Source organism: Nocardia arizonensis, assembly GCF_001310275.1.
Lineage (GTDB): Bacteria > Actinomycetota > Actinomycetes > Mycobacteriales > Mycobacteriaceae > Nocardia > Nocardia arizonensis.
The window spans coordinates 34498-61283 of the sequence record NZ_LGYZ01000082.1 but is presented as its reverse complement, the minus strand read 5'-3'; the positions used below and the strand labels follow the sequence as shown (position 1 = coordinate 61283).

Genomic DNA, 26786 nt, shown 5'->3' with positions numbered 1-26786 from the left:
GCCGAGAGGGTGAGGTCCTTGGCCAGATGGCCGCCGCCGGCGCGCGGTACTCCTGCCGGGCGGCGCGCGACTGGTGCTGCGCCGCCCGTGGCTGCCGCCCGCGCGCCGGTTGTGGGTCGTCGACGCCGATACCGATCCGGCCGCACTCATGGCGGCGCACGGCAGACCCATCACCTACGCCTACGTGCCGCAACGGTGGTCGCCCCACTACTACGCCACGGTCTTCGGCCGTATTCCGGGCAGTGCGGAAATGCCCAGCGCGGCACGCCCCTTCACCGATCGCCTGGTGCTCGACCTGGTGACCCGCGGTATCGCGGTGGCGCCGGTCACCCTGCACACCGGGGTCTCCTCACCGGAGACCGGCGAGCCGCCGAGTCCTGAGCGTTTCGAGGTGCCCGCCGCGACCGCGCGACAGGTCGAGCAGACCCGCGCCGCGGGCGGTCGGGTGATCGCGGTGGGCACGACCGTCACCCGCGCGCTGGAATCGGCCGTCGAGTCCTCCGGCCGAGTGCGCCCGGCTGCGGGTTGGACCGAACTGGTGTTGGGTCCCGAACGGTCCGCCCGGGTGGTCGACGGCTTGATCACCGGTTGGCACGCCCCCGGCGCATCGCACCTCGACCTGTTGGTGGCCGTCGCGGGTGCGGACCTGGTTCGCGCGGTCTACGCCGCGGCCCTCGAAACCGGTTATCTGTGGCACGAATTCGGCGACAGCGCGCTGCTCCTGCGCGAGTGACGACCGCGCGCCGCGACATCGAGGCGCGGTGTGCGCGCGTGTGTCGTTCCGCGATGCCGTCGGCGGCGCGCGCCGAGTCCGGCTCGCGTCCGATGTGGGGATGCCGTCGCCGGGGTCAGGCCGGGCTCACCTGGATGGTGGCGCTCTGCTGTCCGTCGAGTTCGAGCTGGGCGCAGTAGCCGCCGGAGGCGAGTTCGATATGGCGCTTGTTGACGCGGCGCTTACCGGTGGTGTCGATGACGACCCGCGCGCCCGAGGTCGAGCACACCCGGCTGGCCCAGGGATCGGCGTAGGTGGCGGTCCCGGCGTTCTGGCAGGTGTTGGTGGAGTTGTTGAAGAAGACCCTGGCCGTGCCGTCGGGGCAGGGCGCCTCGGCGGCGGCCTTGGGGCCGAGGACGATCAGCGACCCCATCCCGACCGCGGCGGCGACGCCACCGCGAACCACGAGACGACGAACCGTACTTCCCATCGCGCAACCCTCATCCTGTCAGGCACATCCCGATATCGCGGCCCGGCAGCCGCATCCAGGCATGCTAACGCCGATCGCGGAGCTTGTCGCAGCGGGCGACGACGCGCGGATCGGTGGGGTTGCACCCCGACAGGGCGGGCGGCCAGGAAGTATGTCGGCCATGCTGCGAAGTTTTCGGGTGACCAATCACCGTTCGCTGGCCGAACCACAGGAGTTGCGGCTGTCTCGGGGCGCCGGACCGATCGCCGTGCCGGTGACCGCCGTGCACGGCGCGACGGCCGCGGGTAAATCGAGTCTGGTCGACGCGCTCGCCCGGATGCGCGACGCGGTCCTGCATTCGGTGACCGGCTGGGACCCATACGCCGGGCCCGAGCGCGTGCCGCATCTCGCGTATCCCGAGCGTCCCAGCGAATTCGTCGCGGGTTTCGTGGCCGAGGGCGTGCCCTACACCTACGGTTTCCAGCTCGACAGCGCCGATGTGGCCGCCGAATGGCTGTATGCCCATCCGCGCTCGCGCAAACGGATCGTGTTCGAGCGCACCGGAATCGATATCAAGATCGGCCCCATGTTCGAGGCGGCGCGTTTCGGAATAGCGGCGCTGGTCCCGTTGGTGCGGCCCAATGCGCTGCTGCTGAGCCTGGCCGGTCAGATGTACGCCGAGGCGCTGGTGCCCGCCTATCGCTGGTTCTCCTCGGTGCTGGAGGTGCGGCGCGGGACCGCGGAGCCCACCGAGGTCGCCCACCGTCTCGGTGCGTATCTGTCGCGCTCCCCCGACAGCGCCGCGCGGCTGCTGGGGGAGCTGCGCGCGGCCGAACTGGGCATCACCGATGTGCTCATCGCCGATCCTGACCCGATGTATGCCGACTACCTGCGTGAACTCGACGCGGATATCGCGGGCACCGCGAAACAGGTCGAACTGTGCGCGACCTCGCCCGGCCACGCCGATCTGCTGCTGCGTGAACACGGTGTCACCGCGCTGGTGCTCGCCCGTGAGCTCACCACCTTGCGGGCCGCCCGCGACGCGCTGTATTCGCGCATGGTCGCCCGCCGCGGTGTTGGGCTGAACCTCGTGCACGCGGGTATCGCGACGCCGTTCGACATCGCCGACGAATCGGCGGCCGCCCTGTCGCTGCTGTCGCTGCTGCCCGCCGTGCTCGAGGCGCTGGAGGAGGGCAAGGTGCTCGCCGTCGACGATATCGGCGCGCGGCTGCCTGCCGGACTCACCCGCGGACTCATCGACATGTTCCGCGCGCCGGAGACGAATGTCCGTGGGGCCCAATTGATCTTCACCACCGCCGACCGCGGGCTGATCGGCGACGGGCGGGGACGGCGCGCGGACACCGCACTGTGGCAGGTGCGGCGGACCGAGCGCGGGACCAGCGAACTCGCGGTGCTGTGACCGCAGGCGCGCCGCCACGACGCTCGGCGGCCATACAGTGGGGAAATGCTGGAAATCGCGATGCTGATCATCATGGTCACGACCTTGATCGCCGTGCTCGTGCTGTACCGGCGCGGTCGGGGCGGTGGCGGCGGATTCGGCGGCGCGGAGCCGGAACGGGGCTCGCTCTACGTGACCGGGGTCAGTCCGCGTCCTGATGCCGAGGGTTTGCAGTACGTGACCATCACCGGCGAACTGAGCGGTCCGACGGTCCCCGGCACCGTGGTGTACGGACGTTTCGCGTGGGATGTGCGGAGTTGGCCCGCCATTGGCGACCACCTGTCGGTGATCTATCCGGCGGGCAAGCCGAATCGATGGCGGGTCGTGGACTCGGGGGCGGGACCGGCCCTCGGTGACTGACCGCACGGCTGTGACGTGCGGCTCAGCGGCTCGGCGACGCCGCGGCCGGATGGCAGGATGCCGAGCATGGGTGACAATGACGCCGCACCGCCGATCCGCACGGCCGTCCCCGGGGATTTCGAGGCGGTGCGCGCGCTGACCCTCGAGGTCTACGTGGGCGAGGGATACGTGCGGTCCGCGAGTCCCTATGTCGACGAACTCGCCGATACCGCCCGTCGCGCGGCCGCCGCGCAGATCCTGGTCGCGACCGACGGCGACGGCGAGGTTCTCGGCTCGCTGACGGTCGCGCGTCCGGGCACCGCATACGCCGACATCGCCCGGCCCGGGGAGATCGAGTTCCGCATGCTCGCGGTGTCGCGGGCCGCGCGCGGTCTCGGGGCGGGAACGGCGTTGGTGCGCGGGGTGATCGAGACGGGCCTCGCGGAAGGATTCGAAGCGGTGGTGCTCACCACCATGGCCGGGATGGTCGACGCGCGCCGCATCTACGACCGGCTCGGATTTCGCCCGGTCCCCGAACGGGACTGGTTCACCAACGCGGGCGACCCGCTGACCGTGCTGCGGCTACCGCTGCGGTGATTGCCCCGGCTCAGCCGAGCACGCCCGCGACGATGCCCGCGAGGTAGCCGAGGCGCGCGACCTCCGAGGGGCGGAAGTCCGGCCCGCCGGGGCGGCCGAGCATCAGCACCTTGCCCGAGTTGCCCAGCGGGGCGGCGGCGAGTTTGGTGTCCATGTCGCGCCAGATCTGCGGCACCCAGTCCGCCTCGGAATCGAGGGATGTCGGCTTGTCCAGCGGCATCCAGGGCGCCGAACCGGCCTGGGTCTGCGGTGCGCTCTGACTGCCGACCACTCGGTAGGCGCCCTGCGGGCCGACGTCGATGATCGTGCACCAGCCGACGCGAAGCACCCGTGGCACGCCGTCGACGAGGACCTGCATGCGGTCGTCGCGGGCGCCCGCCACCTGATCGATCAGTTCGAGTTCGCGGTGGGTGTCCAGGACGCCCGAATACGGGCGGATGGAGTCGACGTGCACGTCGCCGAGGGATTCGGCGGCCGTGATGAGGGTGTCGGGCAGTGAGTTGGGCGGCACCTCCACGACGAGGTCGTCGACCGCGAAGCCCGCGCCGCGCTCCACCACGTCAAGCGAGAGGATGTCCGCGCCGACGGAGCCCAATGCGAGCGCGAGTGCGCCGAGGCTTCCCGGGCGATCCGGAAGTTGCACGCGGAGCAGATAAGACACGCGCGATCCTTTCCTCTGGCCGGCCGAGCGTGGATGTCGGATACCCCGGTCCGGCAATACTTACACCCCGGAGGGTCCGTTATCGACTCGAATTGCGTCCAGTGAGGAACGCCACGCGGCAAATTCGAGACATGGCGGCGTGTCGCTCTAGTCGAGGGGGTGTGTCGTCGCTTTCCGGGCGCGGAAGATGTGCGGGCCCGGTCGGGGTCTAGGCTGTCCGATGGCCGAATTCTCCACGCTCAACCATGCCGAAAGGGGTCCCGCGGTGCCCGCCATCTCCCGCGACGAGGTCGCACACCTCGCCCGGCTGTCCCGGCTCGCGCTGTCCGATGCCGAACTGGACCAGTTCGCCGGTCAGCTGGATTCGATCCTGAGCCACGTGCGGACCATCTCCGAGGTCGCCGCCGCGGATGTTCCGCCCACCTCCTCGCCGAATCCGGCGACGAATGTGACCCGGCCCGACGAGGTCCGGCCGAGCCTCACCCCGGAGGAGGCGCTCTCGGGCGCGCCCGCGGTGGAGGAGCAGCGATTCATGGTTCCGCAGATCCTGGGAGAGGGCGAATGAGCGCGGTGTATCCGGTGGCGATCGGGGCCGTGGGGTCGGGAGTGGCGGCATGAGCGACCTGACCACCCGCACCGCGGCCGAGTTGGCCGAGCAGATCCACGCGCGCGAGATCACCTCCGTCGAGGTGACCCAGGCGCATCTGGACCGCATCGCCGAGGCGGACGGCGACATCCACGCGTTCCTGCACATCTCCGGCGAACAGGCCCTCACCGCGGCGGCCGCGGTGGACGCGGCGCTGGCCGACGGTAAGGCGCCCGCCTCGCCGCTGGCCGGAGTTCCCTTGGCGCTCAAGGACGTCTTCACCACTGTCGACGCGCCCACCACCTGTGCCTCCAAGATCTTGGAAGGCTGGGTCTCGCCCTACGACGCTACGGTTACCGAGCGTTTGCGGGCCGCGGGCATCCCGATTCTCGGCAAGACCAACATGGACGAGTTCGCCATGGGCTCCTCCACCGAGAACTCGGCTTACGGCCCCACCCGCAACCCGTGGGACACCTCGCGCATTCCGGGCGGCTCGGGCGGCGGTTCGGCCGCGGCGCTGGCCTCGCACCAGGCGCCACTGGCCATCGGCACCGATACCGGCGGCTCCATCCGCCAGCCCGCCGCCGTTACCGCGACCGTCGGCACCAAACCCACCTACGGCACCGTCTCGCGTTACGGTCTGGTCGCCTGCGCCTCCTCGCTGGACCAGGGCGGCCCGTGCGGGCGTACGGTGCTCGACACCGCGCTGCTGCACGAGGTCATCGCAGGCTACGATCCGCGCGATTCGACCTCCCGCGACGTGCCGATCCCGCCGGTGGTCGCCGCGGCCCGCGAGGGCGCGCGCGGGGATCTGCGCGGGTTCAAGGTCGGCGTGGTGAAGGAATTGCACTCCGACAGTTACCAATCCGGTGTCATCGCCTCCTTCGACGCCGCGGTCGCGCTGCTGCGCGAACTCGGCGCCGAGGTGGTCGAGGTCTCCTGCCCGCACTTCGAGTACGCGCTGTCGGCCTACTACCTGGTCATGCCGAGCGAGGTCTCGTCCAACCTGGCCCGTTTCGACGCGATGCGCTACGGATTGCGCGTCGACGACGACGGCAGGCACAGTGCCGAACAGGTCATGGCGGCCACCCGCGCCGCCGGATTCGGCCCGGAGGTCAAGCGCCGTATCATGATCGGCACCTACGCGCTGTCGGCGGGCTACTACGACGCCTACTACGGTCAGGCGCTCAAGGTGCGCACGCTCATCACCCGCGACTTCGACCGCGCCTACGAACAGGTCGACGTGCTCGTCTCGCCGACGAGTCCGTTCACGCCGTGGAAGCTCGGCGAGAAGGTCGACGATCCGCTGGCCATGTACCTGTCGGACCTGTGCACCCTGCCCACCAACCTGGCCGGCCATCCCGCCATGTCGGTGCCGTCCGGGCTGAGCGAGGACGACGGACTGCCGGTCGGTCTCCAGATCATGGCTCCCGCCCTCGCCGACGATCGGCTCTACCGGGTCGCCGCCGCCTACGAGGCCGCCCGCGGACCCATCGCCTGATCCAATCGCCCTTCCCGCGCCCGTGCGCTGCCGGGCCGGGAGGGGACGGTCAGTCCTCCCGGTCCGCGGAGACGACGCGCTGGTGGGCGGTGAGCAGCAGATGGTCGAACTGGGTCTGGGTGTGCACGGCCGGGCCCGGGAGGGTGCCCAGATCGGTCATGATCTGAGCGGCGAGGTCGCGCAGTTTGGTGTTGGTCTCCTGCGAGCGCCACCGCAGCACTCCGAACGCCTGGTCGGAGCTGATGCGGTAGACGTAGCGCAGCACGCCCTTGGCCTGTTCGATCGCCGCCCGCGACTCCTGTAGATCCGGCAGTGCCTCGTCGAGCGCTTGCCTGCGTTCCTCGTCGATGACCTCGGTGAGGTCGATGTAGTAGCCCTCGACCCCGACGACCTCCTCGTCCTCCAGGAGTTGATCGGAGAGCACGATCACCTCGTGCGGTGCGCCCGCGGTGTCGATGATGCGGTGGCGGCTACAGAAGGGCACCGAATTGGTGACCATATCGGAGATGAGCCCGGCGACGTAGTCCCGATCCTCGGGATGTTTGTGCGAGAGCAGCAGCTCGGTGGTGGGATGGGCCTCGCCCGCCGCGTATCCGTGCATCGCGGCGACCTCGTCGGACCATTCCCACCGTTGATCGACGAAACGGAAGCCGAACCGACCCGCCGTGAGCGGAACGCCGCCGCCGAGCACCTGTCCGGCCGCCTCGTCGCCGAGCGGTAGAACTTCTTCGATTTCGGTCACCGCACGAGTATGCCCAAATCGTCGGCGCAGGTCGAAGGGGCTCCCGCTGCGATCGTCGTCGCCGACCCGCTAGGCTACGTCAGCCCTTCATGGGAGCCGCGGCTCCGAGGGGTCCGCTGATCCGGAAAGGCCGGGTACTCCAGGTGTTGATGAGTTCGGGCTCGACAGTCGAGCCGTACGCGGGGCCACGACGGCCCATCCCGTGGCGAACCGGCGTGCTGATCGCCGCACCGCGGGCGCGTGCGTGATCCGGTCGACTTCCCTCGCCGTTCGCCCAGGGTGGCCGTGGCGTCCGCGTCCGTGCCAGGACGGTGAGTATCCATCGCCGGACGAGAAGGAGATCGGTGCGAATGTCGGTCGGAAGTGACGGTGTGGGCGTCCCGCCGCCCCTGTCCGTAACCGAGGCGACACTGGATCACATGGGTGCGGGAGTGTGGCATCGGCCGGAACCGCTGGTATTGCTGGTCGAGGACGACGAGGGCGACGCGCTCCTGGTGGAGGAGTTGGTCGCCGACGGCGCGCCGGGACTGCGTCTCATTCGCGCCAGTTCGATCGCCGAGGCGTGCGCGCGGCTGGCCGACCGGCGGCCCGATTGCGTCCTGCTCGACTTGAACCTGCCCGACGCGCACGGACTCGACGCGCTGGCCCGCATCCACGACTACGCCGAACATGTCCCGGTGGTGGTGTTGACGGGCCTCGACCAGGAGCAGACCGGTCTGGCCGCGGTCGCCGCGGGCGCGCAGGACTATCTGGTCAAGGGTCGCGTCGAACCCGAATTGTTCGGCCGCGCAATCCGATACGCCATTCAGCGTAAGCAGACCGAACTGGCGGCGGCGGCGCTGCGCACCAGTCAGATGCGCGCGGAGGAGAACGCGCGCCTGGAACGCGGACTGCTGCCGACCCCGCTGTTGCGCGGGGAGCGCGTCATCGACGTGGTCTCGCGATATCGGCCCGGTCGGGTCAGAGCGCTGCTCGGCGGTGATTTCTACGATGTCGTCCAGCACGACGACGGCACCGTGCACGCGCTGATCGGCGACATCTCGGGACACGGACCCGACGAGGCCGCTATCGGGGTCGCGCTCCGATTGGCCTGGCGCACACTGGTTCTGAGCGGTATCACCGGCACCCGCCAACTCGCGGTGCTCGAGGAGGTGCTGCTGGCCGAACGCACCGGGCGGCGCACCTTCGCCACGGTGACCACACTCGTGCTCGACCCCGCCCGGCGCACGGCGTCGGTGCTGCGCGCCGGGCACCACGGCATGTTCGTCTTCGACGGCGCCGGGATCGACATGATCGAGGTGCCGGGCGGCCCGGCGCTGGGTTTCCTACCGGGACAGGCCGATTGGCCGCCGCAGGAGGTGCGGATGCCGATGGGTACCGGGCTGCTGCTGTTCACCGACGGCCTTTTCGAGGGCCATATAGGTTCGGGGCAGGAACGTTTGGGCGAAGCGGGGCTGTTGCGGCTGGCGCGTGACCTTTCCGGTCACCCGCCCGCGGAATTCGTGGACGCGCTGATCGAGCGCGCGGAGAAGCTGGCCGCCCAACACGGCGGACTGGCCGACGATGTGGCGGTGATGTACCTGCGATGGAATCAAGACGCGGCGAACCGGGGTGGTCAGCGGTGAGTGCAGGTGTTCGGGGGAAGGATTTCGCGGGTCGATTGACCGTTCAAGCGTGGTTTCAGGTCGTGCTCGGCCTCATAGCGCTGTTGGTGCTGATATGCGCGGTCGTCGGCTCGGTGGTGATCACGCAGGGCAATCGGGCGGCCGACCGGCTGCTCGACCACGTCCAGCCCGCGACGGCGGAGGCGTATCGGCTGCAAGCCGCGCTGATCGATCAGGAGACGGGTATCCGCGGTTTCGCGATCACCGCCGACCCCCAGTTCCTGGTGCCGTACACCCGAGGCAAACAGGACGAGGCGAATTCGGTGGCGCGGCTGCGAGGATTGCTGGCCGATCGCGCGCCGTTGCTCGAGGATCTCGACGGGGTGCAACGGGCCGCGCAGCGCTGGCGTGCGGACTATGCCGAACAGCTGGCGGCGGGCGTTCCCGCCGCGGGCGGCGTGCCCGCGGCCGAGGGCGCGGCCACCGAACGTGGCAAGGTGCTCTTCGACGAGTTGCGAGCGCGTTTCACCGCGCAGAACGACGGCCTGGCCGCGGCGGCGCGCCATGATCGCAAGGAGCTGAACACCACCCGGACGGTGCGCGACGCCGTCCTCGGCGGCATGATCGCGGCGATTCTGGTGGCCGGTCTGGTGCTGATGGTGTTGGTGCGGCGTCTGGTGGCCCAACCGCTCGGATATCTCGAGAACTCCTCGCTGCGGGTCGCCGACGGTGACTTCGACCACGAGATCACCGCGCACGGTCCGTCGGATCTGGCGACGGTCGCCGAGGCGGTGGAGCGAATGCGCCGCCGCATCGTCGAGGAACTCGCCTCCTCGCGCGTGCAGGAGACCAAGCTCGAGGAGCAGGCGGCGAATCTCGACGCGCAGACCGTCGAACTGCGCCGCTCCAATGCCGAACTCGAGCAGTTCGCCTACGTCGCCTCGCACGATCTCCAGGAACCGCTGCGCAAGGTGGCCTCGTTCTGTCAGTTGCTGGAGAAGCGTTACGGCGACGCGCTCGATGAGCGCGGCGCCCAGTACATCGCATACGCGGTGGACGGCGCCAAGCGGATGCAGGTGCTGATCAACGACCTGCTCACCTTCTCCCGGGTTGGCCGGGTCAACGACCGCACGACGGTCGTGGCGCTCGATCAGACCCTGGACAAGGCACTGGACAATCTGGCCTCGGCCGTCGAGGATTCCGCCGCCGTCGTCGAACGCCCCGAGCGGCTGCCCGAGATCACCGGCGACGCGACGCTGCTGGTGATGCTGTGGCAGAACCTGATCGGCAATGCCGTCAAATTCAAGAGTCCCGAACGGGAACCGGTCATCCGCATCACCTGCGAGCGCGTCGAGGACGAGCGCGCGGGATGGCAATTCGCGGTGTCCGACAACGGAATCGGTATCGCCCCCGAATTCGCCGACAAGGTGTTCGTCATCTTTCAGCGATTGCACAGTCGCGACGAATACAGTGGGACCGGTATCGGACTGGCGTTGTGCAAGAAGATCGTCGAGTACCACGGCGGGCGCATCCGGCTCGATCCCGCCTACGGCGAACAGACGGACGGCACCCGCATCGTTTTCACCCTGTTCGATTCAGACCAGCCATCCGACAAGGAGCATTCCGCGTGAGCGTGCACGGCAGACCCATCGATATCCTCCTCGTCGAGGACGATCCGGGCGACGAACTGATGACCAGGGAGGCGTTCGAGGACAATCGAATCGGCAATACGCTGCACGTCGCGCACGACGGCGAGGAGGCGCTGGATTTCCTCTACCGCCAGGGCGCCTACGCCGACGCGCCGCGGCCGGATCTCATCCTGCTCGATCTGAACCTGCCCAAATACGACGGCAGGCAGGTTCTGGAGAAGATCAAGTCCGATTCCGATCTGGCGCACATCCCGGTGGTGGTGCTCACCACCTCCTCCGCCGAAGAGGACATCCTGCGCAGCTACAAACTGCACGCCAACGCCTACGTGACGAAGCCGGTCGATCTGGATCAGTTCATAACGGCGATCAAGCAGATCGATGACTTCTTCGTCCAGGTGGTGCGGCTGCCGCAGCGGTGAGCGGCAGCCGCGGCGCGTTCAGTTCGCGTCGACGGCCCGGTCGACGGTGTCGAAGACGGCCAGCAGTTTGTCCAGGCCGGTGACCTCGATCGGGCGGCGGACCTGATCGGAGGCGACCACCCGCAGCCCGCCGGCCGGGGCGGTCTCGGTGGCGACGAGCAGTACGCTCAGCCCGGCCGAGCCGAAGAAGCTCACCCCGGACAGGTCGACCACGAGCACCGGCGGCTGCTCGCGCAGCGCCTCCTCGACGGCCGCCTGCAATCGCGGCGCCGATGCCACGTCCACCTCACCCGTGACCATCAGCACGGCGGTGGACCGTACCGTCGTGTGTTCCACGTCCAGCAGCGAATTCTTGCCCTCGGAGCTCATCGGGCCACCGCCTCGGCGCCGCCGGTGCGCTCGGGAACATCGCGCACTTCCGGTGCGCTCGGGGTCGCCATCACTGCACTACCTCCGCTGCGTGTCGAACCTCTGCCGAATCCGGATGCGGCGCAGAGGATGAGCCTTCGGAGGTCAACCTACCCGACTCGGGCGAGGGATATGCCCCCGGTTCGCCGCGCCGGCCGGTCGGGTTATCCTGACCGCCACGGACGGGTTCGACATCTCGACTAGGCGGTAGGTATGGCGGAGTGGACCACGAGTGCCCCGACGACGATCGAGGTCAGGGTTCCCGCCCAGCTCGAACAACTGGCCATGCTGCGGGCTCTGGTCGAAACGGTGGCATTCATGGCGGATTTCGCGGTCGACGAGGTTACCGACATCCGGCTCGCGCTCGATGAGGTCGCCACCGGTCTGATACTGGAGGCCGCGCCCGGCTCCACCCTCGACTGCGCGTTCACCTACAGCGACTCCGCGGCCATGCACGTGCGGGTGCACGCCGTCTCCTCGACCGCGACGCCGCCGAGCCAGGACAGTTTCGGCTGGCATATCGTGCGCACGCTGACGCGGTCGGTGGCGGCGACGCAGACCGAATTCGACGCCGTGCGCAACGGTTATCCCACCGTGGTCGACTTCGACTGGGTGCGGGGCGGCACCGATGGCCGGTAGCGGCACGGAACAGTCCGGGTCCGAGCCGCGCAGACATTCCGGCACCGAGTCCTACGACAATCTGGAACCGCTGTTCACGCGGTTGGCCGCCCTGGACGCCGAGGATCCGGCGCGGGAGGCGTTACGTCAGGACCTCATAGAACGCTGTCTGCCGCTCGCGGCCAATATCGCGCGCCGGTTCTCCGGCCGGGGCGAGAACTTCGACGATCTGGTGCAGATCGCCCGCATGGGCATGGTGCAGGCGGTGGACCGCTTCGATCCGTCCTACGGCGCCTCGTTCCTGTCCTTCGCCGTGCCGACGATCATGGGCGAAGTGCGCAGGCACTTCCGCGATCACACCTGGGCGGTGCGAGTCCCGCGGCGCCTGAAGGAGATCCAGCAGGCCATCGGCCCCGCGACGGAGAAGTTGACCCACGAGCTCGGACGCATGCCGAGGGCGCGCGAGATCGCCGCGGAGATCGGGGCGGAACTCAGCGAGGTCACCCAGGCGCTGATCGCCAGGAACGCCTATCAGGCCGCTCCGCTCGATCCGGGGCCGGACGCGGGGGATCAGGACAATGCCGCCGCCTCGGTGCTCGACACCCTCGGCGCGCCCGACGCCAATTTCGGTTCGGTCGAGGACTACCTGGCCGTGCGCCCGTTGATCGAGGCGCTGCCGCAGCGACAGCGTCAGGTGCTGATCTGGCGGTTCTTCGACTCCATGACCCAGAACGAGATCGCCGAGCGGCTCGGCTGCTCCCAGATGCAGGTGTCGCGCATTCTGACCAAGACCCTGAACTCGCTGCGCGAACAGGCCATGCGCGACTGACCCGGTCTCAAGCCGCCATCAGCGCGTACTGGGTGGTGCCCTGTTCCCCGGTGTGGGTGCGCACGAGATCGCAGAGTTGGTGCACAAGCAACAGGCCGCGTCCGCCGGGCTCGCCCGCGCGCGCGGGGCGGCGACCGGCCTGCGGATCGGTCCACGAACCGTGGTCGTGCACCGCGCAGACCAGGTGCGCGCCGTCGGACCACATGCGCAGCCGCACCGGGCCGACGCCGTGGCACAGGCCGTTGGTGGCGAGTTCGGTGACCACGAGTTCCAGATCGGCGATCCGCGCGGCGTCCTCGGCGAGCGATCCGGCGTGCGCGACGGCCCAGCGCCGGGCCGCGGACACATCGGCGGATTCGGCCACGATCATCTCCGCGGCGTCGGCGGGTTCGGCGAGTGCCTGGTTGTAGCGTCGCAGCACAGCCTCCGGTGCGTAGTCCTCGCTCTTGCGCCGATGCTCGCCCTCCCACAGCAGCGGGTGGGTCGCTGCGGCGTCAGCGATGGCGGTCGCGTCGAGTCCGGCGCGGTCGTATGGGCACACGATGGTGATGTCACGTCCTTCGAACGCCTGGTTGATCAGGGCTTCGTGCTGGACGCAGGCCGGATACTCGAGTGCGCTGCGACCTGCCCAGATCGGCTCGCCGATGATGCGGACCGGCTTGTCGATGTGTTCGTCGGCGAAGGCGCGCAGCACGCCGGGAATGATTCGGCCCGGATTGCGGCCGGCCTCGGTCATATCGATCATGCGCACCGCGTCGGCCCGAGCGCCGAGCGCCTCGCGCAACAGCCGCAGGCGCGGGAGCGGTGCGGCCACGGCGACGGGTTCGCCGAGGGTGATTCCGTCGAGGACGAACGGCAGCAGACCCGCCACGTAGTCCTCGTCGCCGTCGTAGAACATCGCCGGGTGGACCAGGCCGCCGGTCGGCGCGGTGGATGTCGCGGTCATATCGCTTCCGTGGCGTTCGTCTCGGGTGTGGAGGGCGCGGGCGACCGCATGGTCCGAGCGTACGTCCACCGGGCGCGTGCCACCACGTGGGTTCGCGGGCCGGGTCGCGCGCCGCGCGCCGCCGCGGTGCACGACGCGATAGCGGGCCGATTCGCCACGGCGGTCGACGGGCGAGGTGCGGGTCCTCGGCGCGTCGCGCTGCCAGTCGAATTCGACGCGGGTCGGATAGCCGGAGACGGTGATGTCGAAAGGGTCGCGGGTGGCCGTCGCGGCCGTGGTCAGCGTCCGCACGATGCGCCAAGCGATATCACCGTCGGCTATCGCGTCGTCGGCCCAGGCGACGGAGGTGACCTCGACCGAGAGCCGGTCGCGGTCGTAGGTGAAGGAGCAGTCGAGCGTGGAGCCCGGCACCGCGTCGACGATCAGCGCCGAGGCCACCTCGTTGAGGGCGAGCCGGATATCGGCGATGTCCTCGGCGGTGTAGGCCGCGTCCACCGATACCGCCTCGGCCACCGACCGCACCAATCCGAGTTGTTCGCGTCGGGCGGGCAGCCGTATCCGCACCGTGGTCGTATCGGCGAATGCCACGGACGGGGTCGGCCCGGAATTCGATCGCATTGATTCTCACCACCTTCGGGTGCGAGCTCCGTACGGGTCCGTACCCCGGCCCCCGCCGATAACGTGTGATTTCGTGAGCATTCGGTCGACATCATGTCGGCTGATGTCGGTCGATTACCCGGGTAGGGGTGATCGAATCCCGTCGTCTCGAATCTCGCGACCGTGATTTGTCGCGCATCGAATCGCCCGCGCCGCGCTGTCGGCGCGCGTACGCATCGGCCGGATCCGATATCGGTGTCGACCTCGGGACCGAGGGCCGTGGATGTGGAGTGGGCGTCGGCGGGCGGTGCCGCCGCGTACGGGGCGCACCGCGGTGTCACGCTCGGGATGGCTCGCATGCGATGTCGCATGCCCGCGCGGGCGGCGGCGGCCGAACGGCGGCGGGTCCGCGCGCGGCGCTCAGCTCGTTCGCGACGATTCGGCGCGGCGCTGGATACCGGCTGTCATCCCGTCGAAGCCGCGCCGCAGATTGCGGCCGAGGAGGGCTGCGACCAGGGGGTGCAGCCAGCCGTCGAGTTGGAAGTGCGATTCGTAGCGGGTGCGCGTCTCGCTGATCGGGGTGACGGTGTGCGAGCGCAGGCTGTGCAGTGTGCCGAGGGGCGCCGGACGCATGCAGTAGCTGAGTTCGCGGCCCGGTGTGTGGCTGCGGATGAATTCGCGCTGGCGGCGCGGGGTGGAGCCCGCCACGGTGACCAGCATGTCGATCGGCTCACCGGGAACGAGACTGCTCGCGCATTCGGTGACGAACGGATTCCACTCGCCGTAGCGGGGCAGGTCGGTGATCACGTGCCACACCACCTCGGCGGGCGCGTCGATGTAGACCGTCTCGTCGATGACAAAGCCCATGCGAGCAAATTAGAACATGTTCTACATTCGGGCAAGGTGCGGTTCAGCATCCGCCCAGACCGGTGCCCTGATCGACGCCGTAGCGGTGACCGTGCCCCGGCGGTGCATCGAGGGCGGCGATCAGATCGGCGGTGGTCTGCACGAAACTCACCAGCGGCAGCCAGCGCGGGGCGGGCGCGTCGGCACGGACCCCCGTGCGGTCCGGCGCGCGCCACAGCAGCGCGGGCGACCAGCGCACCACCGGATCGGAGCTGTTGGCCAGCACCGTCGCGCCCGCGCGGTGCACCGCCGCACCGGGCGGACCGGCCCACAGCACCGCGCAGGTCCGGCGATCCTGATCGGCGTCGTCGGTGAAGATGGCGCTGCCGCCGAGCGCGCCGAGACTCTGGCCGTACACGTAGAGCCGGGGGCGGTGTTCCAGCGCCGCGACCCGCCCTTCCAGCGCGGTGAACAGCCCGCGGGCGGCGTCGACCGCCGCGTCCCGACCGAACAGGAAACTCACCCAGCTCGGTGCGTGGGAGTACTGCACGCCAACCAGTGCCACATCCGCCCCGAAGCGCCGCGTCATGCCCTCGGCCGCGCGCGCGTCGATCCATCCCGAACCGGTCGGAACCGTGACGACGATATTCGACCGGTCGAATCCGCCCGACCGCTCGAGCTCGCGCACCGCCAGCCGCACCCGGCTGTCGAGATCGGGCGCGGAGCCGAGTCCGACGTACACCGTGACCGGACCGGGCGGCGTCCGCGCCACGAACCGACGACCCTGCGAGCCGAGCGAATCCCACGGCACCGCCGAATCCGGCCCGCCCGAACGGGTCGGTGAATCCGGTCGCACGACCGCCGGATCCATCCTCGCGTCCGCGGCCGCGTAGACCGCGCGCCTGCCGTCGAGGGCCGCCGGGACACCGGCCAGACCGGCGACCGTCGCGATCGACACCCCGAGCGCGACCGCCCGCAGCCTGCCAAGCGCCCGCACTCCCCGCCCGATACCCCGGGCCGAACCCAGGCAGATCGCCACCGGCACGGCCGCTCCCAGCGCCCACGTCACCCAGTACCCGGGTCCGATGGGCGGGGTGCCCATGGCCGCGCGCAATCCGCTCTGCCAGTGGCCCGCCGCGGTCGCGGCCGCGACTATCGACAACGCGGTCGCCGCCGCGGCGGGTCGCCGCGCGGCGGTGAACAGTCCGTCGACGTCGACACCGCTGCGGCGCAGGGCGAATCGGACCATACCGGCCGTCGCCAGTGCCACCGTGACCAGTAGGGCGGTCAGGATCGCCTGTGCGCCCGGTGTCCGCGGCAGCAGATTGGGGGCCAGCGAGATCAGTGTTCCGATGCCGACCGCGGTGGTCGTCCCGATACGTGGACCCCTCGGGATTCGGGCCGCGAGGCGCTCGGCCGCTTCCCGTGTGCGGACGACGTCGGCGGTCGGACGGACGTCGGTGGCGCGGATGCCGGTTCGGTGAAGGGGACCGCGCGCAGGCGTGCGGGTGGCCACATCTCCGATGTGCGTGGTTTTCGGTACGAGCGCGGCGTCCGCGCTCGCCGCCGATGACCTCGGGCCGCGAGTAGCGTTGCGGCACGGTGTGTTCGGAGTCCTTCCGTACGATTCGGGCGCCGCCGGATCATCGGATGCCGCGGTATCGCCGATGGTGTCGGTCATGCGCGGGCTCCCGCGAGTGGTGCGGTCCGAGCATGCCATTCGGTACCGCGGCGGCCGCGCCGGTGGGTCGTGCGGGCGAGGACGAGGCCGGCCACGCCGAGCGCGCCGAGCGCGCCGAGCAACGCTCCGGCGGCCCGCGCGAGGCCGGCGGAGGATTCGAGCACGGGGACTCCGTAGTGCTGGCGGCGGGAATTCAGGTCGACCGCGGTATCGGCGACATCGGCCATCGCGAAGCAGCCCGCCCGGTCCACCGAACCGGAGCGGGCGGCGCAGGCGCGGCGCATACGTCGGTCGAAGGCGGTGTCGATGGCCTGACGGGCCCACGGGCCGAGCGGTGCGCCCGACCGGTCGGCGTAGCGCAGCAGGTCGTAGCCGAGATCGTGTGCCTTGCAGGCGGTCTCGAATTCGTGGGGCAACGGCACGGGGGAGGAGCAGTCACCGTCCGGGTGCACGCTCGTACCGTCGAGGATGGCGGGGCGGTATCCGGCGAGCTCGGCGAAATCCTCCGGCAGGGTGACCGTTTCGGGAGTCGCGGCCGTGAGTTGGGCGACGGCCCGTGCCGCCGCGGCGTTCTCGGCTACGGCCACGGTGGGTTGCGCGCCGGCGAGCGGTGCGAACGCCACGGCGAAGGACATCACCGTGAATGCCGCCATCGCGACCGCCCCGCACCGACGCAGCGCCGCCGGGGTCATCGGGTCGGTCGTCTCGACCGACGGCGACGGGACGCGGGGCATCGGAACGGTCGGCGACAACGTCACGGGCGCGGCGTGCTCGACGGCCGGACGTGCCGCGGTGCTCGGGTTGCTCATGGTGGACGACGCTAGGAACGGGCAGTGCCCGCGCACGTCCCGCCGGAGTGCGGTTCCCGGTGCACCGCGGCGGGGGAGCGGGGGCCCGATCTCACACCGGGGTACGGGGACGGAATTCACCCGCGGGTATGACGGCGGTCGGCGGGGCGGGTTTCTAGTGTCGTAGGCATGCAACGACAACGCCGTGGCCGCTTCCGGCGGATCAGCCCCCGGATGTGGATCGACCTGAGCGTCCTCGCGGTCGCGGTGGTGTTGTACACCGTCTCCTGGCCCACCCTGCACCTCACGCATTCGGTGCCACCGGGGGTGCAGCCGTTCGTCGCGGCGCTGGCCGCCTTCCCGATCGTGCTGGTTCGGGCCAACCCGGCACTCGGCTGGGCCATCTCGGCGGGCGCGGCGCTGGTCATCGCGCTGGCGATACCGCATCAGCCGCACAACGACCTGCCCTTCCAGGTCGTGCACATCATCTCGTTGATCGTGCTGCTGTTCGCGGTGGCACTGCGCGCGGTGCCGCAGATCGTGGCGGTCGCCTGGGTCGCGACCTCGCTGCTGTTCGGCGCGACGATGTCCGACGGCGGAGTCAGCGCGGCGTGGGGATGGCCGATCGGGCTGGCGGCGGTGGTGCTGTTCGGGCTGCTGGTGCGCAGGCTGGTGTCCTCGCGGGCGCAATTGCTGCGCCAGGAGGAGGAGAACGAACTGGAACGCGCGCGGCGGGCGATACTGGAGGAGAAGGCGCGCATCGCCCGCGACCTGCACGACGTCGTGGCCCACCACATGTCGCTCGTGGTGGTTCAGGCCCAGACCGCGCCCTACCGGGTCGAGGACGTGAGTCCGGCCGCCCGCGCGGAATTCGACTCCATCGGCGCGACCGCGCGTGAGGCGCTCAACGAGATCCGCGGCATGCTCGGCGTGCTGCGCAGCGACGGCCAACTGCCCGAACACGCGCCCCAGCCACGGGCCGCCGACGTGCTCGCGCTGTTCGAGGGGGCGCGACGGGCGGGCGTCACCATCGAGTGGACCGTGCGGGGCGACCTCGACACGGTGCCGCACACCACCGGCCTCGCGCTGTACCGCATCGCACAGGAGTCGCTGTCCAACGCGGCAAGGCACGCGCCGGGCGCGCCGGTGTGGATCCGCCTCGAATACGGGCACGACCTGCGCATGCGGGTCACGAACGCGGCCGCCGCCACGTCGGGTGGCGCGGTCGGCAACGGCGGACACGGTATCGCCGGCATGCGGGCCAGGGCGCTGGCGGTGGGCGGCGAGGTCACCGCGACGCCGTTGCCCGACGGCGGATTCGAGGTCGAGGCGCGCCTGCCGCCGATCACCGAAGCGGGCGATCCGGTGATCGCCGCGGTCGGCATCGAGTGATCGCCCCTGGCAAGTGATTTCGGACTCGCGCCTGCCGGGTCGCCGGCGCCCGCGAGCGACCGGCCGAGACGCGCGGTGACCGTATCGCCGTACGCTGGGCCCGTGCCTATCACGGTTTTGATCGCCGACGACCAGGCGATGGTGCGCCAGGGGTTCGGCGCTCTGCTAGCGGCCCAGCCGGATATCAGCGTCGTGGGTGACGCGCCCGACGGCAGGGTCGCGGTGGCCGAGGCCAAACGCCTGCGCCCGGACGTGGTGCTGATGGATGTCCGCATGCCGGAGATGAACGGACTCGACGCCGCCCGCGACATACTGGCCGCCGGTTTCGATCCGCCGGTGCGGGTGCTCATGCTGACCACCTTCGATATCGACGACTACGTGTACGAGGCGCTGAGCGCGGGCGCGAGCGGATTCCTGCTCAAGGACGCGCCCGCGGAGGAACTCGTGCGCGCGGTCCGGGTGGTCGCCGATGGTCAGGCACTACTCGCGCCGACCGTGACCCGCAGGCTGATCGCCGACGTGACCCGCAGGCGCACCGCGGCGCGGGCCAGACCCGCGCCGGAATTGGCCTCGCTGACCCCGCGTGAACGCGAGGTACTGGAACTCATCGCAAAGGGCATGTCCAACACCGAGATCGCCGAGTCGCTGTTCGTGGCCGAACAGACCGTGAAAACCCATGTGTCCAAGGTGTTCTCGAAACTGAGCCTGCGCGACCGGGCGCAGGCCGTCGTGCTGGCCTACGAATCCGGGCTGGTCACGCCGGGCTGAGCGCTCAGCGCGGACATTTGCCGCCGCGAAGTTCGTCGATGTGGCGCTCGAGCAGTCGGGCCAGCCGATTGAGCAGCGCGGTGCCGTCCTCGTAGGTGCCCGAATCGGCCCGTGCGGCGACAGCGACGGCGACCTGGCCGGACGCGGCGGGCACCAAGCCGAATTGGCGCACCGTGTAGACGCCGGTGTCGTCGTCGGGGCCCCAGCCGCCCTTGAACTCCGCGCCGTCGATGGTGCCGAGGCCCCAGCCCTGTTCGGGGGTGATCTCGCCCATCAGCTTGGTCACCTCGTCGGTCTGCGACAGACACGGCAGTTTGGCGGCGAAGCGCACCTGCTCGGTCAGCGTCCACTCCGTGGAACCGAAAGAGGTGTAGTCCAAGGTGGTTCGCGGGCCTGCCACGCCGGTGGTGAGATCGCCTGCCTCGTCGAGAACGTTCTGCACCGCCTGCGCCGCCTCCAGACCGTCGCCGAGGGACTGCCACAGTTCTTCGGCGGCGTCGTTGTCGGACACCGTGATAGCGGCCTCCGCGGCGGGGCGCGCCCCGTCGGGGTCGTGGCGCAGCGCGGCGATGGCCAAGGGCACCTTGATGGTCGACCACGCGATGCCGGTGGTCCAGTCGCCGAACACCGTCATGCGGCCGCCGCCGACGGGCATGATCGCCAACCCGACCTCGCCGCCGAGCATCGGCTGCAACTGGGTGAAATCGGCGGCGAGGGAATCGGGCGTGTTCAGCGACCAGTTGGGGCGTCGCCCGTCACCGGTGTCGATGGTGATGGTCGGCGCGCTGGTCGCCTCGTGGCGTTGCGGGAGCAGGGTGCAGGAGCCGAGGGTGAATACGGCGAGGACGGTTGCCAGACGCAGCATCGTTCGATATGTGACAAGCATGCCAGTCGTCCTCACCGCCGTGTCCTCCCCACCACCGGCGCGGGCCGTTGTCCTCGGGATCGGCCCGTTGCCCTTCGGCGGTGATACAACATTTCCCTCTACAGTTTCTCCGATCTTCGCGGAGAATTCGAAATCCCGTGGCAGTTCGGCCACCGGGTAAGCTTGGCCGGCGATGCGCTGTGCCGGTCGGCCACCCGCCGCGTGTGACGCGACCTCGCGCCCGCCGCGCACTCGCTACGCTCATTCCCGAGGCGGTTCACGGAAGGGGGCGGCGGTGCTGAACAGCGGTGAGGTGTTCGCGGGCTACACCATCGAGCGCTTGCTCGGACAGGGTGGCATGGGGTCGGTATACCTGGCCCGGCATCCGCGTTTCGCCCGTCAGACCGCGCTCAAACTGCTCAATACGGAACTGTTCACCGATGCCGAGGTGCGCGCCCGATTCGAACGCGAGGCCGATCTGGTTGCCCAGCTCGACCATCCGAGCATCGTCACCGTGTACGACCGCGGCTCGGAGAACGGCATGCTGTGGATCGCCATGCAGTACATCGACGGGGTGGACGCCGCGGCGGTCAACCCCATGACGCTGCCGCCCGAACGCGCGGTGCAGATCATCGAGGGCGTGGCCGACGCGCTCGACTACGCGCACGGGATGGGCGTGCTGCACCGCGACGTGAAGCCGGCCAACATCATGTTGGCGCGGTCCTCGGGCGGGCAGAAGGAACGGGTCTTCCTCACCGACTTCGGCATCGCTCGTCTGCGCGAGGAATCCACCCACCTCACCCAGACCGGCATGTTCACCGCGACCCTGGCCTACGCCTCGCCCGAACAGATGACCGGCGGCCACCTCGACCCGCGCACCGACCAATACGCCTTGGCCTGCGCCCTGTACTGGCTGCTGGCCGGCGTCGGCCCCTTCGACGCCGACAATCCCGCCGACATCATCAAAGGCCACCTGCAACTCGCCCTGCCGCCGCTGGCCGTGCGCCGCCGTGGACTGAATCCGGCACTGGACGCCGTACTCGCCGCGGGCATGGCCAAGCGTCCCGAATACCGTTACGCTTCCTGCGCCGAATTCGCCGCGGCCGCCAAACACGCGCTGACCACCACGACCGGCCCGCGCCTGCCCACCCCACCCAAGGTCCCGGCTCCGCCCAACCCGCCCCAAATCCCACTCGCGTCGTATCCCGCCCCGTATCCGGCTCCCATCGCCCCACCGCCTCCGCCGCAGGGTCCGGCCGGCGCGCCTCCCGGCTATCAGGCTCCGCCGAATCCCGTGCCGCCGGGCTATCCCGCCGCCCCGCCGCCGGGATACGCGCCGCCCGGGTACGGTCCCGACGCTCCCCACGCGGGATACGAGGCGGCTGCCGGATATCCGCCCGCCGGGTACGCGGGCGGGCAGGCGGGGCAGCCTCCCGCCACGCCGGGGCCGCCTCCCGTCCGAGCCGCGCCGCAGGTCGGGACATCGGGCGACGAGACCGCCGTGTTCCCCGTCGAGTCCGTTACCGCGGTGCCCGGCCCCGAGGCAGGCGGCGTCGCGGGCGGACCGAGCGCAGGCGTCGATCTCGTGAAGAAGCGCCCGGGTGGTTCCGCCGAAGCGGACGCGCTCGCGGCGGGACAGGTCGCCGGGGCGACGGCGAGTTGGGCCGAGAACGTCTCGGCGGCAACGGTTTCCTACGCGACCCAGGCCGACCCCGTGGCCGCGGACGCCGGGGGGACCGGCGGGTACAGCGGCGTGCCGTCCGGTAGCGAGCCGGGATCGCCCGCGGCTCAGCCGAGCGGTGTCCTCTCGCCCGGCGCCGCGATCGCACACCCGGACGCGCAGGCGACGGAAGGGCAACAGGACGTGTCGGCCGAGCGATCGGGTCCCGGTGCGGTGCCGGAAGGTACGAGCGCGGGTGGGGTTGTGGACGGATCCGGCGCGGGCAGCGCGTCGGATCGGCCCGGTGTCGATGACGACCGACCCGGCGCGGCCGAGCGGGGAGATGTGGGGTCCACGGTCGACGGAACCGGCGGCGGCGCCGGGGCGGTGGACCGGACCGGGCCGGGCTCGGGGGCATACGGGGGTGGGGCCGGCTCCGCGTCGGCGGTCGGAGACCGTGCGATCGGGGCGGGGTCGGTCGCCGCCGGTGATTCCGGGGTAACGGACTCGCCGGGAGCGCCGCCGGGGACCGAGGGCGGGGTGGACGAACGGCGCACCGGTGGGGAATCCGCCGGGGCGCAAGGCGGTTCGCTCGCGAGTGCGCCGGGAGGACCGTACGTCGGCGCGCCACCGGGGGAAGGGTTCGGGCCGCCGCCGGGCGGCCGGGCGGAGTACGCGCCGGGGTACGGCGGGGGTACGGAGCGGCGGGCCCGGGGTACGGGGATGCTCATCGCGTTGCTCGCGGTGGGGGTCGTCGCGATGATCGTGGTGGCGGTGGGAGTGCTCGCGGTCGTGGTGATCGGGGACGAGTCGTCGTCGGATACCGCCGCCGCTTCGCCGTCGTCGACATCGGCCGGGCCGCGCTCGGCGGTGCCCACGGGAGCGCCGGATCGGCTGACCGCCAGCAAACGCGCGTTTCCGCGGCTGCTGCCGCAGGAGCCGGGTATGCGCGGGGACGGGTATCAGGACGCGGCGTGTACGGCTTTCCGGCCCAGCGACCTGTACCAGCCGCAGGAGGCTGCCCTGCGGTCGAGCCGGTGGACCATCGCGTGGGAATGCGTACGGGTGAGCAGTGATTCGAGCCGGCTGAACTACACGATCCTCGGCTACGACTCCCCCGGAAACGCACAGGACGCGGTCGCCGCCCTGCCCGCCGGTACCGAGACCGCGGGCGTCAAGGCCGGCGTGCCCTATACCCGGCGGATGTGGGTGGTGCAGGATCCGCCCGGGCCGTTGCAGCCGTACTTCTACACCTCGAAGATGGTGGTGAGTTTCGACGACGACCCCTCGCGCGCCGAATATCTGGTCTACGTCAGCCATCTCGGCACGTCCCGCAACCCCCAGTCGGCGCAGCCATCGGCCGACGCCGAGGTCGCCGACTGGTGGTCGCGGGCTCCGCTCTGACGGGGTCAGTCGACCGTCAACGCCTCCACGATGGGCATACGGGCCGCGCGCAGAGCGGGCGGAATGGAGCCGAGCAGGGCGAGCAACAGCGCCGCCGCGCCGTAGACCAGGATCACGATGCCGGGCCGGTAGACGATGTCGATGGTCATGGCGTGACCCATCGCGACCGTCGCCAGATACTGCACGATCGCGCCGACGGCCAGACCGAGTGTCGCGCCGACGATTCCGATACCGGCCGCCTCGGCCAGCACCGAGCGCAACAGGAATCGGCGACCGGTGCCCATCGCGCGCAGCACGCCGAGTTCGCGCCGCCGTTCCAGTACCGAGAGCATGAGGGTGTTCAGCAGCGCGATCGTGGCGACGAGTACGACGATCCAGAGGATCGAACCGCTCAACGCGGCCCCTTGCCGCATGCTGGACGATATGGCCGCCACCGCTTCCGCGCCCGTGTCGACGTGCATGCCCTGCGGGGCGAACCCGCGGATCTGCGAGACGACCGCGGCGGTGTCCGCGCCAGGCCGCAAGTGCACCGACAGCAGCGTCTCGCCCGGACGCTGATACCACTGGCGCAGGACGTCGAGGTCGAGCACGATGACGCCCGCGATCGCGCTGAAGTACGGAATCACCTGGAGCACTTCGACTTCGTGCACCCCGGTCGGCGTCGGAAGCGCGACCATCGACCCGGGCTCCGCGTGCAGCGACCGCGCCACATCCCGGGAGATGACGACGCCGGTACCGGCCGTGATGCGCGGCATGACCGTCGGGTCGATCGTGTCGAACCGGACGTCGCCGCGGGCGGTGGCGTACCCCTGGAGCATGACCCGCCCGGTTCCCAATGTCGCGAAGGCCATCTGCGCGGGCACCACGTCCTCGACCTCCGGCAGCGCCGCGATGCGGGCGCCGAGTCCGGTGGGCAGCAGCGGCCCGGTCGGAAACTGTTCCATCGGTGCGGGACTGACGAAGATGTCGGTCGCGGCCAATTGGTCGAAGCCCGAGGTCGCCGAATCGACCATATTGCGCGAGGCTCCGCCCACCGCGACCGTGGCGGCCACGCCGATGAGCACCGTCATGGCCGTCGCCCAGACCCGGCGCGGCGCGCGCTCCAGCGTGGTAGCGCCGAGTTCGCCCGGTGCGCCGAACCAGCGCGCGATGGCGGCCGCGCACCGCACGATCGGTCCGGTGGCGGCGAAACACAGGAGCACGGCGGCGGCGAGCGAGGTCGAGATGGCGGCCAGTGAGACGCGGCCCAGATCGGTGAAGGCCGTGTAGATCGCGACGCAGGCCAGGGTGAGGCCGAGGCCGATGGCGGCCAGGCGCAGGATCGGGCCCGCGGTGTCGGCGCTGCCGACACCGACCGGGGTGAGCGCCTCGATCGGCTCGACCCGGTAGACCTGCCGTGCGGCCACCGCGGAGGCGGACACACTGGTCAGCAGACAGGCCGCCACCGCGACCGGAATCGCGTACCACGGCACCAGGTATTCGGTGCGCGCCTCCACCGATTGCATGATGGCCGTTGGCAACCGGTCGATGGCGAAGCGGCCCATGAAGATCCCGAGCGCCGCGCCCGCCGCGCTGCCGAGCAGGCCGAGCAGGGCGGCCTCGGCGAGCAGATCGCGCACCATCGGTCCCCGGTCGGCGCCGATGGCGCGCAGCATCGACAGTGTCGGCCTGCGCTGCGCCACCGCCATGCTCATGGCGTTGTAGATGAGGAAGGCCGAGACGATCAGCGCCGCGGCCGAGGACATCAGGGTCGAATAGCGCACGATCTGGATCGCACCGCCCGCCTGCGCGGTGCGCAGACTCGGTTCGGCGACCACGGCCCGTCCGCCGACCGCGTCGGTCAGGTTTCGGCGCAGCTCGTCCACGTCGGTTCCCGGTGTCGGCACGATCTGCACCGAATCCAATCTGCCGACCCGGTCGGTGAGCCGCTGCGCCAACGGAAGCGGCGCGGCGACGATATGGCCGCCGTTGAGCTGGGCGGAAGCCTTGTCGTCGAGGACGCCCGCCACCGTGACCGTGCCGGACCCGAGCGGGAAGGTATCGCCCTCGGATCGGCCCATCCCGCTGCCGACGAGCACCCCGTTGGGCACCGACAGCAGCGACATCGCCCGCGCCGACATCGGTCCGGCCAGATCACCGCCGAGCGCGGCGACATTCGCGTCGGCGCCGATGAGCAGCGCCCGGTCGGCGTCGCCGCCGATCTGCGCGCGCAGCATCGGCACCGCCTTGTCGACGCCCGGGGTCGCGGCGACGCGCGGCAGCAGATCCTGTTCGAATCCGGCGTCGGTGATGCCGGAGACCTCGAGTTGGGCGCGCCCGCCGAGCGCGGAGGTGAGTTTGTCCACCGACCCGGTGACCGAACCGGAGATGCTGAGCACCGCGACCAGCAGCGCCGCCGAGACCGCCATGACCGCCAGCGACAAGAGGGTCCGGCCACGGTGCGCGAGCAGTTCGCCGATATTGAACAGCCGCAGCCGATCCAAGGCCGCGCCGATCATGCGCGCACCGAACCCGCGTCGACCCGCTCGCGTTCGACCCGGTCGTCGGAGCCGATTCGCCCGTCGCGCAGGGTGATCACCCGATCGCAGTATTCGACCGCGCCCATGTCGTGGGTCACCATCACCACCGCGTTGCCGTTGCTCGCGATCTCGCCGAGCAGCCCGAGAATGGCGGCGCCGGTGCGCGAGTCGAGATTGCCGGTGGGTTCGTCGGCGAGGATGAGGGGCGGGTCCATGATCAGCGCCCGCGCCACGGCGACACGCTGCATCTGCCCGCCGGACAGTTCGGCGGGCCGGTGCTGGGCGCGGTCGGCGAGTCCGACCAGCTCGAGCAGTTCCAGCGCGCGCGGCTTGGCCTTGCGCAATCCCGTGCCGTCCAGCAGTTTCGGAATGGCGACGTTCTCCCAGGCGGTCAGCGTCGGCAGCAGGTTGAAGAACTGGAAGACGAAACCGACCTGATGCCTGCGGAATTCGGACTGCCTTCGCTCGTCGAGTGCACCGATCTCCTTGCCGCGGAATCGGATCGACCCGGCGTCGGGGGTGTCCAGCGCGCCGAGCAGATGCAGCAGCGTGCTCTTGCCCGAACCGGACGGGCCGATGATCGAGGTGAAATCACCGGATTCGATGCGCAGATCGATACCGTCGAGCGCGCGCACCGACTGGGTGCCGATCCGGTAATCCTTGGCGATACCCGCCAGTTCCATCATGGCCGGTTCGGACATGGGGTCCCCAATTCGTCGTCGTTGTC

At 70.3% G+C, this 26786-nt stretch carries 24 protein-coding genes and 1 pseudogene; 14 read left to right on the top strand and 11 right to left on the bottom strand.

What is annotated here, in order from left to right; genetic code table 11:
* Positions 1 to 46: 46 nt before the first annotated feature.
* Positions 47 to 733 (top strand): annotated as a pseudogene (locus APZ21_RS18035) (S-adenosylmethionine:tRNA ribosyltransferase-isomerase); the annotation flags it as partial.
* Between the two features lie 115 nt (positions 734 to 848).
* Here APZ21_RS18035 and APZ21_RS18030 read toward each other — a convergent pair.
* A complete protein-coding gene (locus APZ21_RS18030; protein ID WP_156371157.1) occupies positions 849 to 1202 on the bottom strand; it encodes a hypothetical protein in 354 nt (117 codons plus the stop codon).
* A 178-nt stretch (positions 1203 to 1380) separates the two neighbouring features.
* Here APZ21_RS18030 and APZ21_RS18025 point away from each other — a divergent pair, with 178 nt between their 5' ends.
* From APZ21_RS18025 to APZ21_RS18015, 3 genes are all read left to right on the top strand, one after another.
* Positions 1381 to 2601, top strand: a complete 1221-nt coding sequence (locus APZ21_RS18025) for an AAA family ATPase (protein ID WP_239476697.1) — start codon at positions 1381 to 1383, stop codon at positions 2599 to 2601.
* Positions 2602 to 2646: 45 nt separating this feature from the next.
* On the top strand, positions 2647 to 3000 hold the full coding sequence (locus tag APZ21_RS18020) for a hypothetical protein (RefSeq protein WP_054814492.1): 354 nt from the start codon (positions 2647 to 2649) through the stop codon (positions 2998 to 3000).
* 66 nt (positions 3001 to 3066) lie between these two features.
* Positions 3067 to 3576, top strand: a complete 510-nt coding sequence (locus APZ21_RS18015) for a GNAT family N-acetyltransferase (RefSeq protein ID WP_054814491.1) — start codon at positions 3067 to 3069, stop codon at positions 3574 to 3576.
* A 10-nt stretch (positions 3577 to 3586) separates the two neighbouring features.
* Here the strand turns inward: APZ21_RS18015 and APZ21_RS18010 are convergent, their stop codons facing one another.
* On the bottom strand, positions 3587 to 4237 hold the full coding sequence (locus tag APZ21_RS18010; RefSeq protein ID WP_054814490.1) for an ACT domain-containing protein: 651 nt from the start codon (positions 4235 to 4237) through the stop codon (positions 3587 to 3589).
* Between the two features lie 265 nt (positions 4238 to 4502).
* Here APZ21_RS18010 and gatC point away from each other — a divergent pair, with 265 nt between their 5' ends.
* Positions 4503 to 4802 carry an Asp-tRNA(Asn)/Glu-tRNA(Gln) amidotransferase subunit GatC gene (gatC, locus tag APZ21_RS18005; protein ID WP_054814509.1) on the top strand — a complete coding sequence of 100 codons (300 nt, stop codon included), beginning with the start codon at positions 4503 to 4505 and terminating at the stop codon, positions 4800 to 4802.
* Positions 4803 to 4851: 49 nt separating this feature from the next.
* Positions 4852 to 6324 (top strand): Asp-tRNA(Asn)/Glu-tRNA(Gln) amidotransferase subunit GatA, encoded by a 1473-nt coding sequence (gene gatA / locus APZ21_RS18000; RefSeq protein ID WP_054814489.1) that lies wholly within the window; start codon positions 4852 to 4854, stop codon positions 6322 to 6324.
* Positions 6325 to 6373: 49 nt separating this feature from the next.
* Here the strand turns inward: gatA and APZ21_RS17995 are convergent, their stop codons facing one another.
* Positions 6374 to 7066, bottom strand: a complete 693-nt coding sequence (locus APZ21_RS17995; RefSeq protein ID WP_239476696.1) for an ANTAR domain-containing protein — start codon at positions 7064 to 7066, stop codon at positions 6374 to 6376.
* A gap of 419 nt (positions 7067 to 7485) precedes the next feature.
* On the opposite strand from APZ21_RS17995, the gene APZ21_RS17990 reads away from it, so the two are divergent.
* From APZ21_RS17990 to APZ21_RS17980, 3 genes are read left to right on the top strand one after another with little or no spacing between them, the layout of a single operon-like run.
* Positions 7486 to 8691 carry a PP2C family protein-serine/threonine phosphatase gene (locus APZ21_RS17990; protein WP_082393217.1) on the top strand — a complete coding sequence of 402 codons (1206 nt, stop codon included), beginning with the start codon at positions 7486 to 7488 and terminating at the stop codon, positions 8689 to 8691.
* Positions 8652 to 10301 (top strand): sensor histidine kinase, encoded by a 1650-nt coding sequence (locus APZ21_RS17985; RefSeq protein ID WP_082393213.1) that lies wholly within the window; start codon positions 8652 to 8654, stop codon positions 10299 to 10301. Before APZ21_RS17990 ends, APZ21_RS17985 begins: the two co-directional genes overlap by 40 nt.
* Complete coding sequence (locus APZ21_RS17980) at positions 10298 to 10738, top strand: response regulator (protein ID WP_054814486.1); 441 nt, start codon at positions 10298 to 10300, stop codon at positions 10736 to 10738. The genes APZ21_RS17985 and APZ21_RS17980 overlap by 4 nt, the downstream gene beginning before the upstream one ends.
* Positions 10739 to 10756: 18 nt before the next feature.
* On the opposite strand, the gene APZ21_RS17975 is transcribed toward APZ21_RS17980, so the two are convergent.
* Positions 10757 to 11107: an STAS domain-containing protein gene (locus tag APZ21_RS17975; protein ID WP_054814485.1), complete on the bottom strand. Its 351-nt coding sequence runs from the start codon at positions 11105 to 11107 to the stop codon at positions 10757 to 10759.
* Between the two features lie 252 nt (positions 11108 to 11359).
* On the opposite strand from APZ21_RS17975, the gene APZ21_RS17970 reads away from it, so the two are divergent.
* Together APZ21_RS17970 and APZ21_RS17965 are read left to right on the top strand one after the other, a co-directional pair.
* A complete protein-coding gene (locus APZ21_RS17970; protein WP_054814484.1) occupies positions 11360 to 11785 on the top strand; it encodes an ATP-binding protein in 426 nt (141 codons plus the stop codon).
* Positions 11775 to 12593 (top strand): RNA polymerase sigma factor SigF, encoded by an 819-nt coding sequence (locus APZ21_RS17965; RefSeq protein ID WP_054814483.1) that lies wholly within the window; start codon positions 11775 to 11777, stop codon positions 12591 to 12593. The genes APZ21_RS17970 and APZ21_RS17965 overlap by 11 nt, the downstream gene beginning before the upstream one ends.
* A gap of 7 nt (positions 12594 to 12600) precedes the next feature.
* On the opposite strand, the gene APZ21_RS35660 is transcribed toward APZ21_RS17965, so the two are convergent.
* The 4 genes from APZ21_RS35660 to APZ21_RS17945 form a co-directional block, all read right to left on the bottom strand.
* Positions 12601 to 14157 (bottom strand): anti-sigma factor RsbA family regulatory protein, encoded by a 1557-nt coding sequence (locus APZ21_RS35660; protein ID WP_239476695.1) that lies wholly within the window; start codon positions 14155 to 14157, stop codon positions 12601 to 12603.
* Positions 14158 to 14556: 399 nt separating this feature from the next.
* The gene (locus tag APZ21_RS17955; RefSeq protein WP_054814482.1) at positions 14557 to 15003 is read right to left on the bottom strand and encodes an SRPBCC domain-containing protein; all 447 of its coding nucleotides are present in this window, start codon (positions 15001 to 15003) and stop codon (positions 14557 to 14559) included.
* A gap of 43 nt (positions 15004 to 15046) precedes the next feature.
* The gene (locus APZ21_RS17950; protein WP_082393212.1) at positions 15047 to 16663 is read right to left on the bottom strand and encodes an alpha/beta-hydrolase family protein; all 1617 of its coding nucleotides are present in this window, start codon (positions 16661 to 16663) and stop codon (positions 15047 to 15049) included.
* Complete coding sequence (locus APZ21_RS17945) at positions 16660 to 17472, bottom strand: hypothetical protein (protein WP_156371156.1); 813 nt, start codon at positions 17470 to 17472, stop codon at positions 16660 to 16662. Before APZ21_RS17945 ends, APZ21_RS17950 begins: the two co-directional genes overlap by 4 nt.
* A gap of 168 nt (positions 17473 to 17640) precedes the next feature.
* Here APZ21_RS17945 and APZ21_RS17940 point away from each other — a divergent pair, with 168 nt between their 5' ends.
* Together APZ21_RS17940 and APZ21_RS17935 are read left to right on the top strand one after the other, a co-directional pair.
* Entirely contained in the window at positions 17641 to 18843 is a 1203-nt protein-coding gene (locus APZ21_RS17940) for a sensor histidine kinase (RefSeq protein ID WP_054814481.1), read from the top strand.
* A gap of 102 nt (positions 18844 to 18945) precedes the next feature.
* The gene (locus APZ21_RS17935) at positions 18946 to 19611 is read left to right on the top strand and encodes a response regulator (protein WP_054814480.1); all 666 of its coding nucleotides are present in this window, start codon (positions 18946 to 18948) and stop codon (positions 19609 to 19611) included.
* Positions 19612 to 19615: 4 nt separating this feature from the next.
* Here APZ21_RS17935 and APZ21_RS17930 read toward each other — a convergent pair whose 3' ends face one another.
* The gene (locus tag APZ21_RS17930) at positions 19616 to 20497 is read right to left on the bottom strand and encodes a serine hydrolase (protein ID WP_239476694.1); all 882 of its coding nucleotides are present in this window, start codon (positions 20495 to 20497) and stop codon (positions 19616 to 19618) included.
* Positions 20498 to 20771: 274 nt separating this feature from the next.
* Here APZ21_RS17930 and APZ21_RS34140 point away from each other — a divergent pair, with 274 nt between their 5' ends.
* A complete protein-coding gene (locus tag APZ21_RS34140; RefSeq protein ID WP_054814478.1) occupies positions 20772 to 23540 on the top strand; it encodes a serine/threonine-protein kinase in 2769 nt (922 codons plus the stop codon).
* 5 nt (positions 23541 to 23545) lie between these two features.
* On the opposite strand, the gene APZ21_RS17920 is transcribed toward APZ21_RS34140, so the two are convergent.
* A complete protein-coding gene (locus APZ21_RS17920; protein ID WP_054814477.1) occupies positions 23546 to 26038 on the bottom strand; it encodes an FtsX-like permease family protein in 2493 nt (830 codons plus the stop codon).
* Positions 26035 to 26760, bottom strand: a complete 726-nt coding sequence (locus tag APZ21_RS17915) for an ABC transporter ATP-binding protein (RefSeq protein WP_054814476.1) — start codon at positions 26758 to 26760, stop codon at positions 26035 to 26037. The genes APZ21_RS17920 and APZ21_RS17915 overlap by 4 nt, the downstream gene beginning before the upstream one ends.
* Positions 26761 to 26786: the final 26 nt, after the last annotated feature.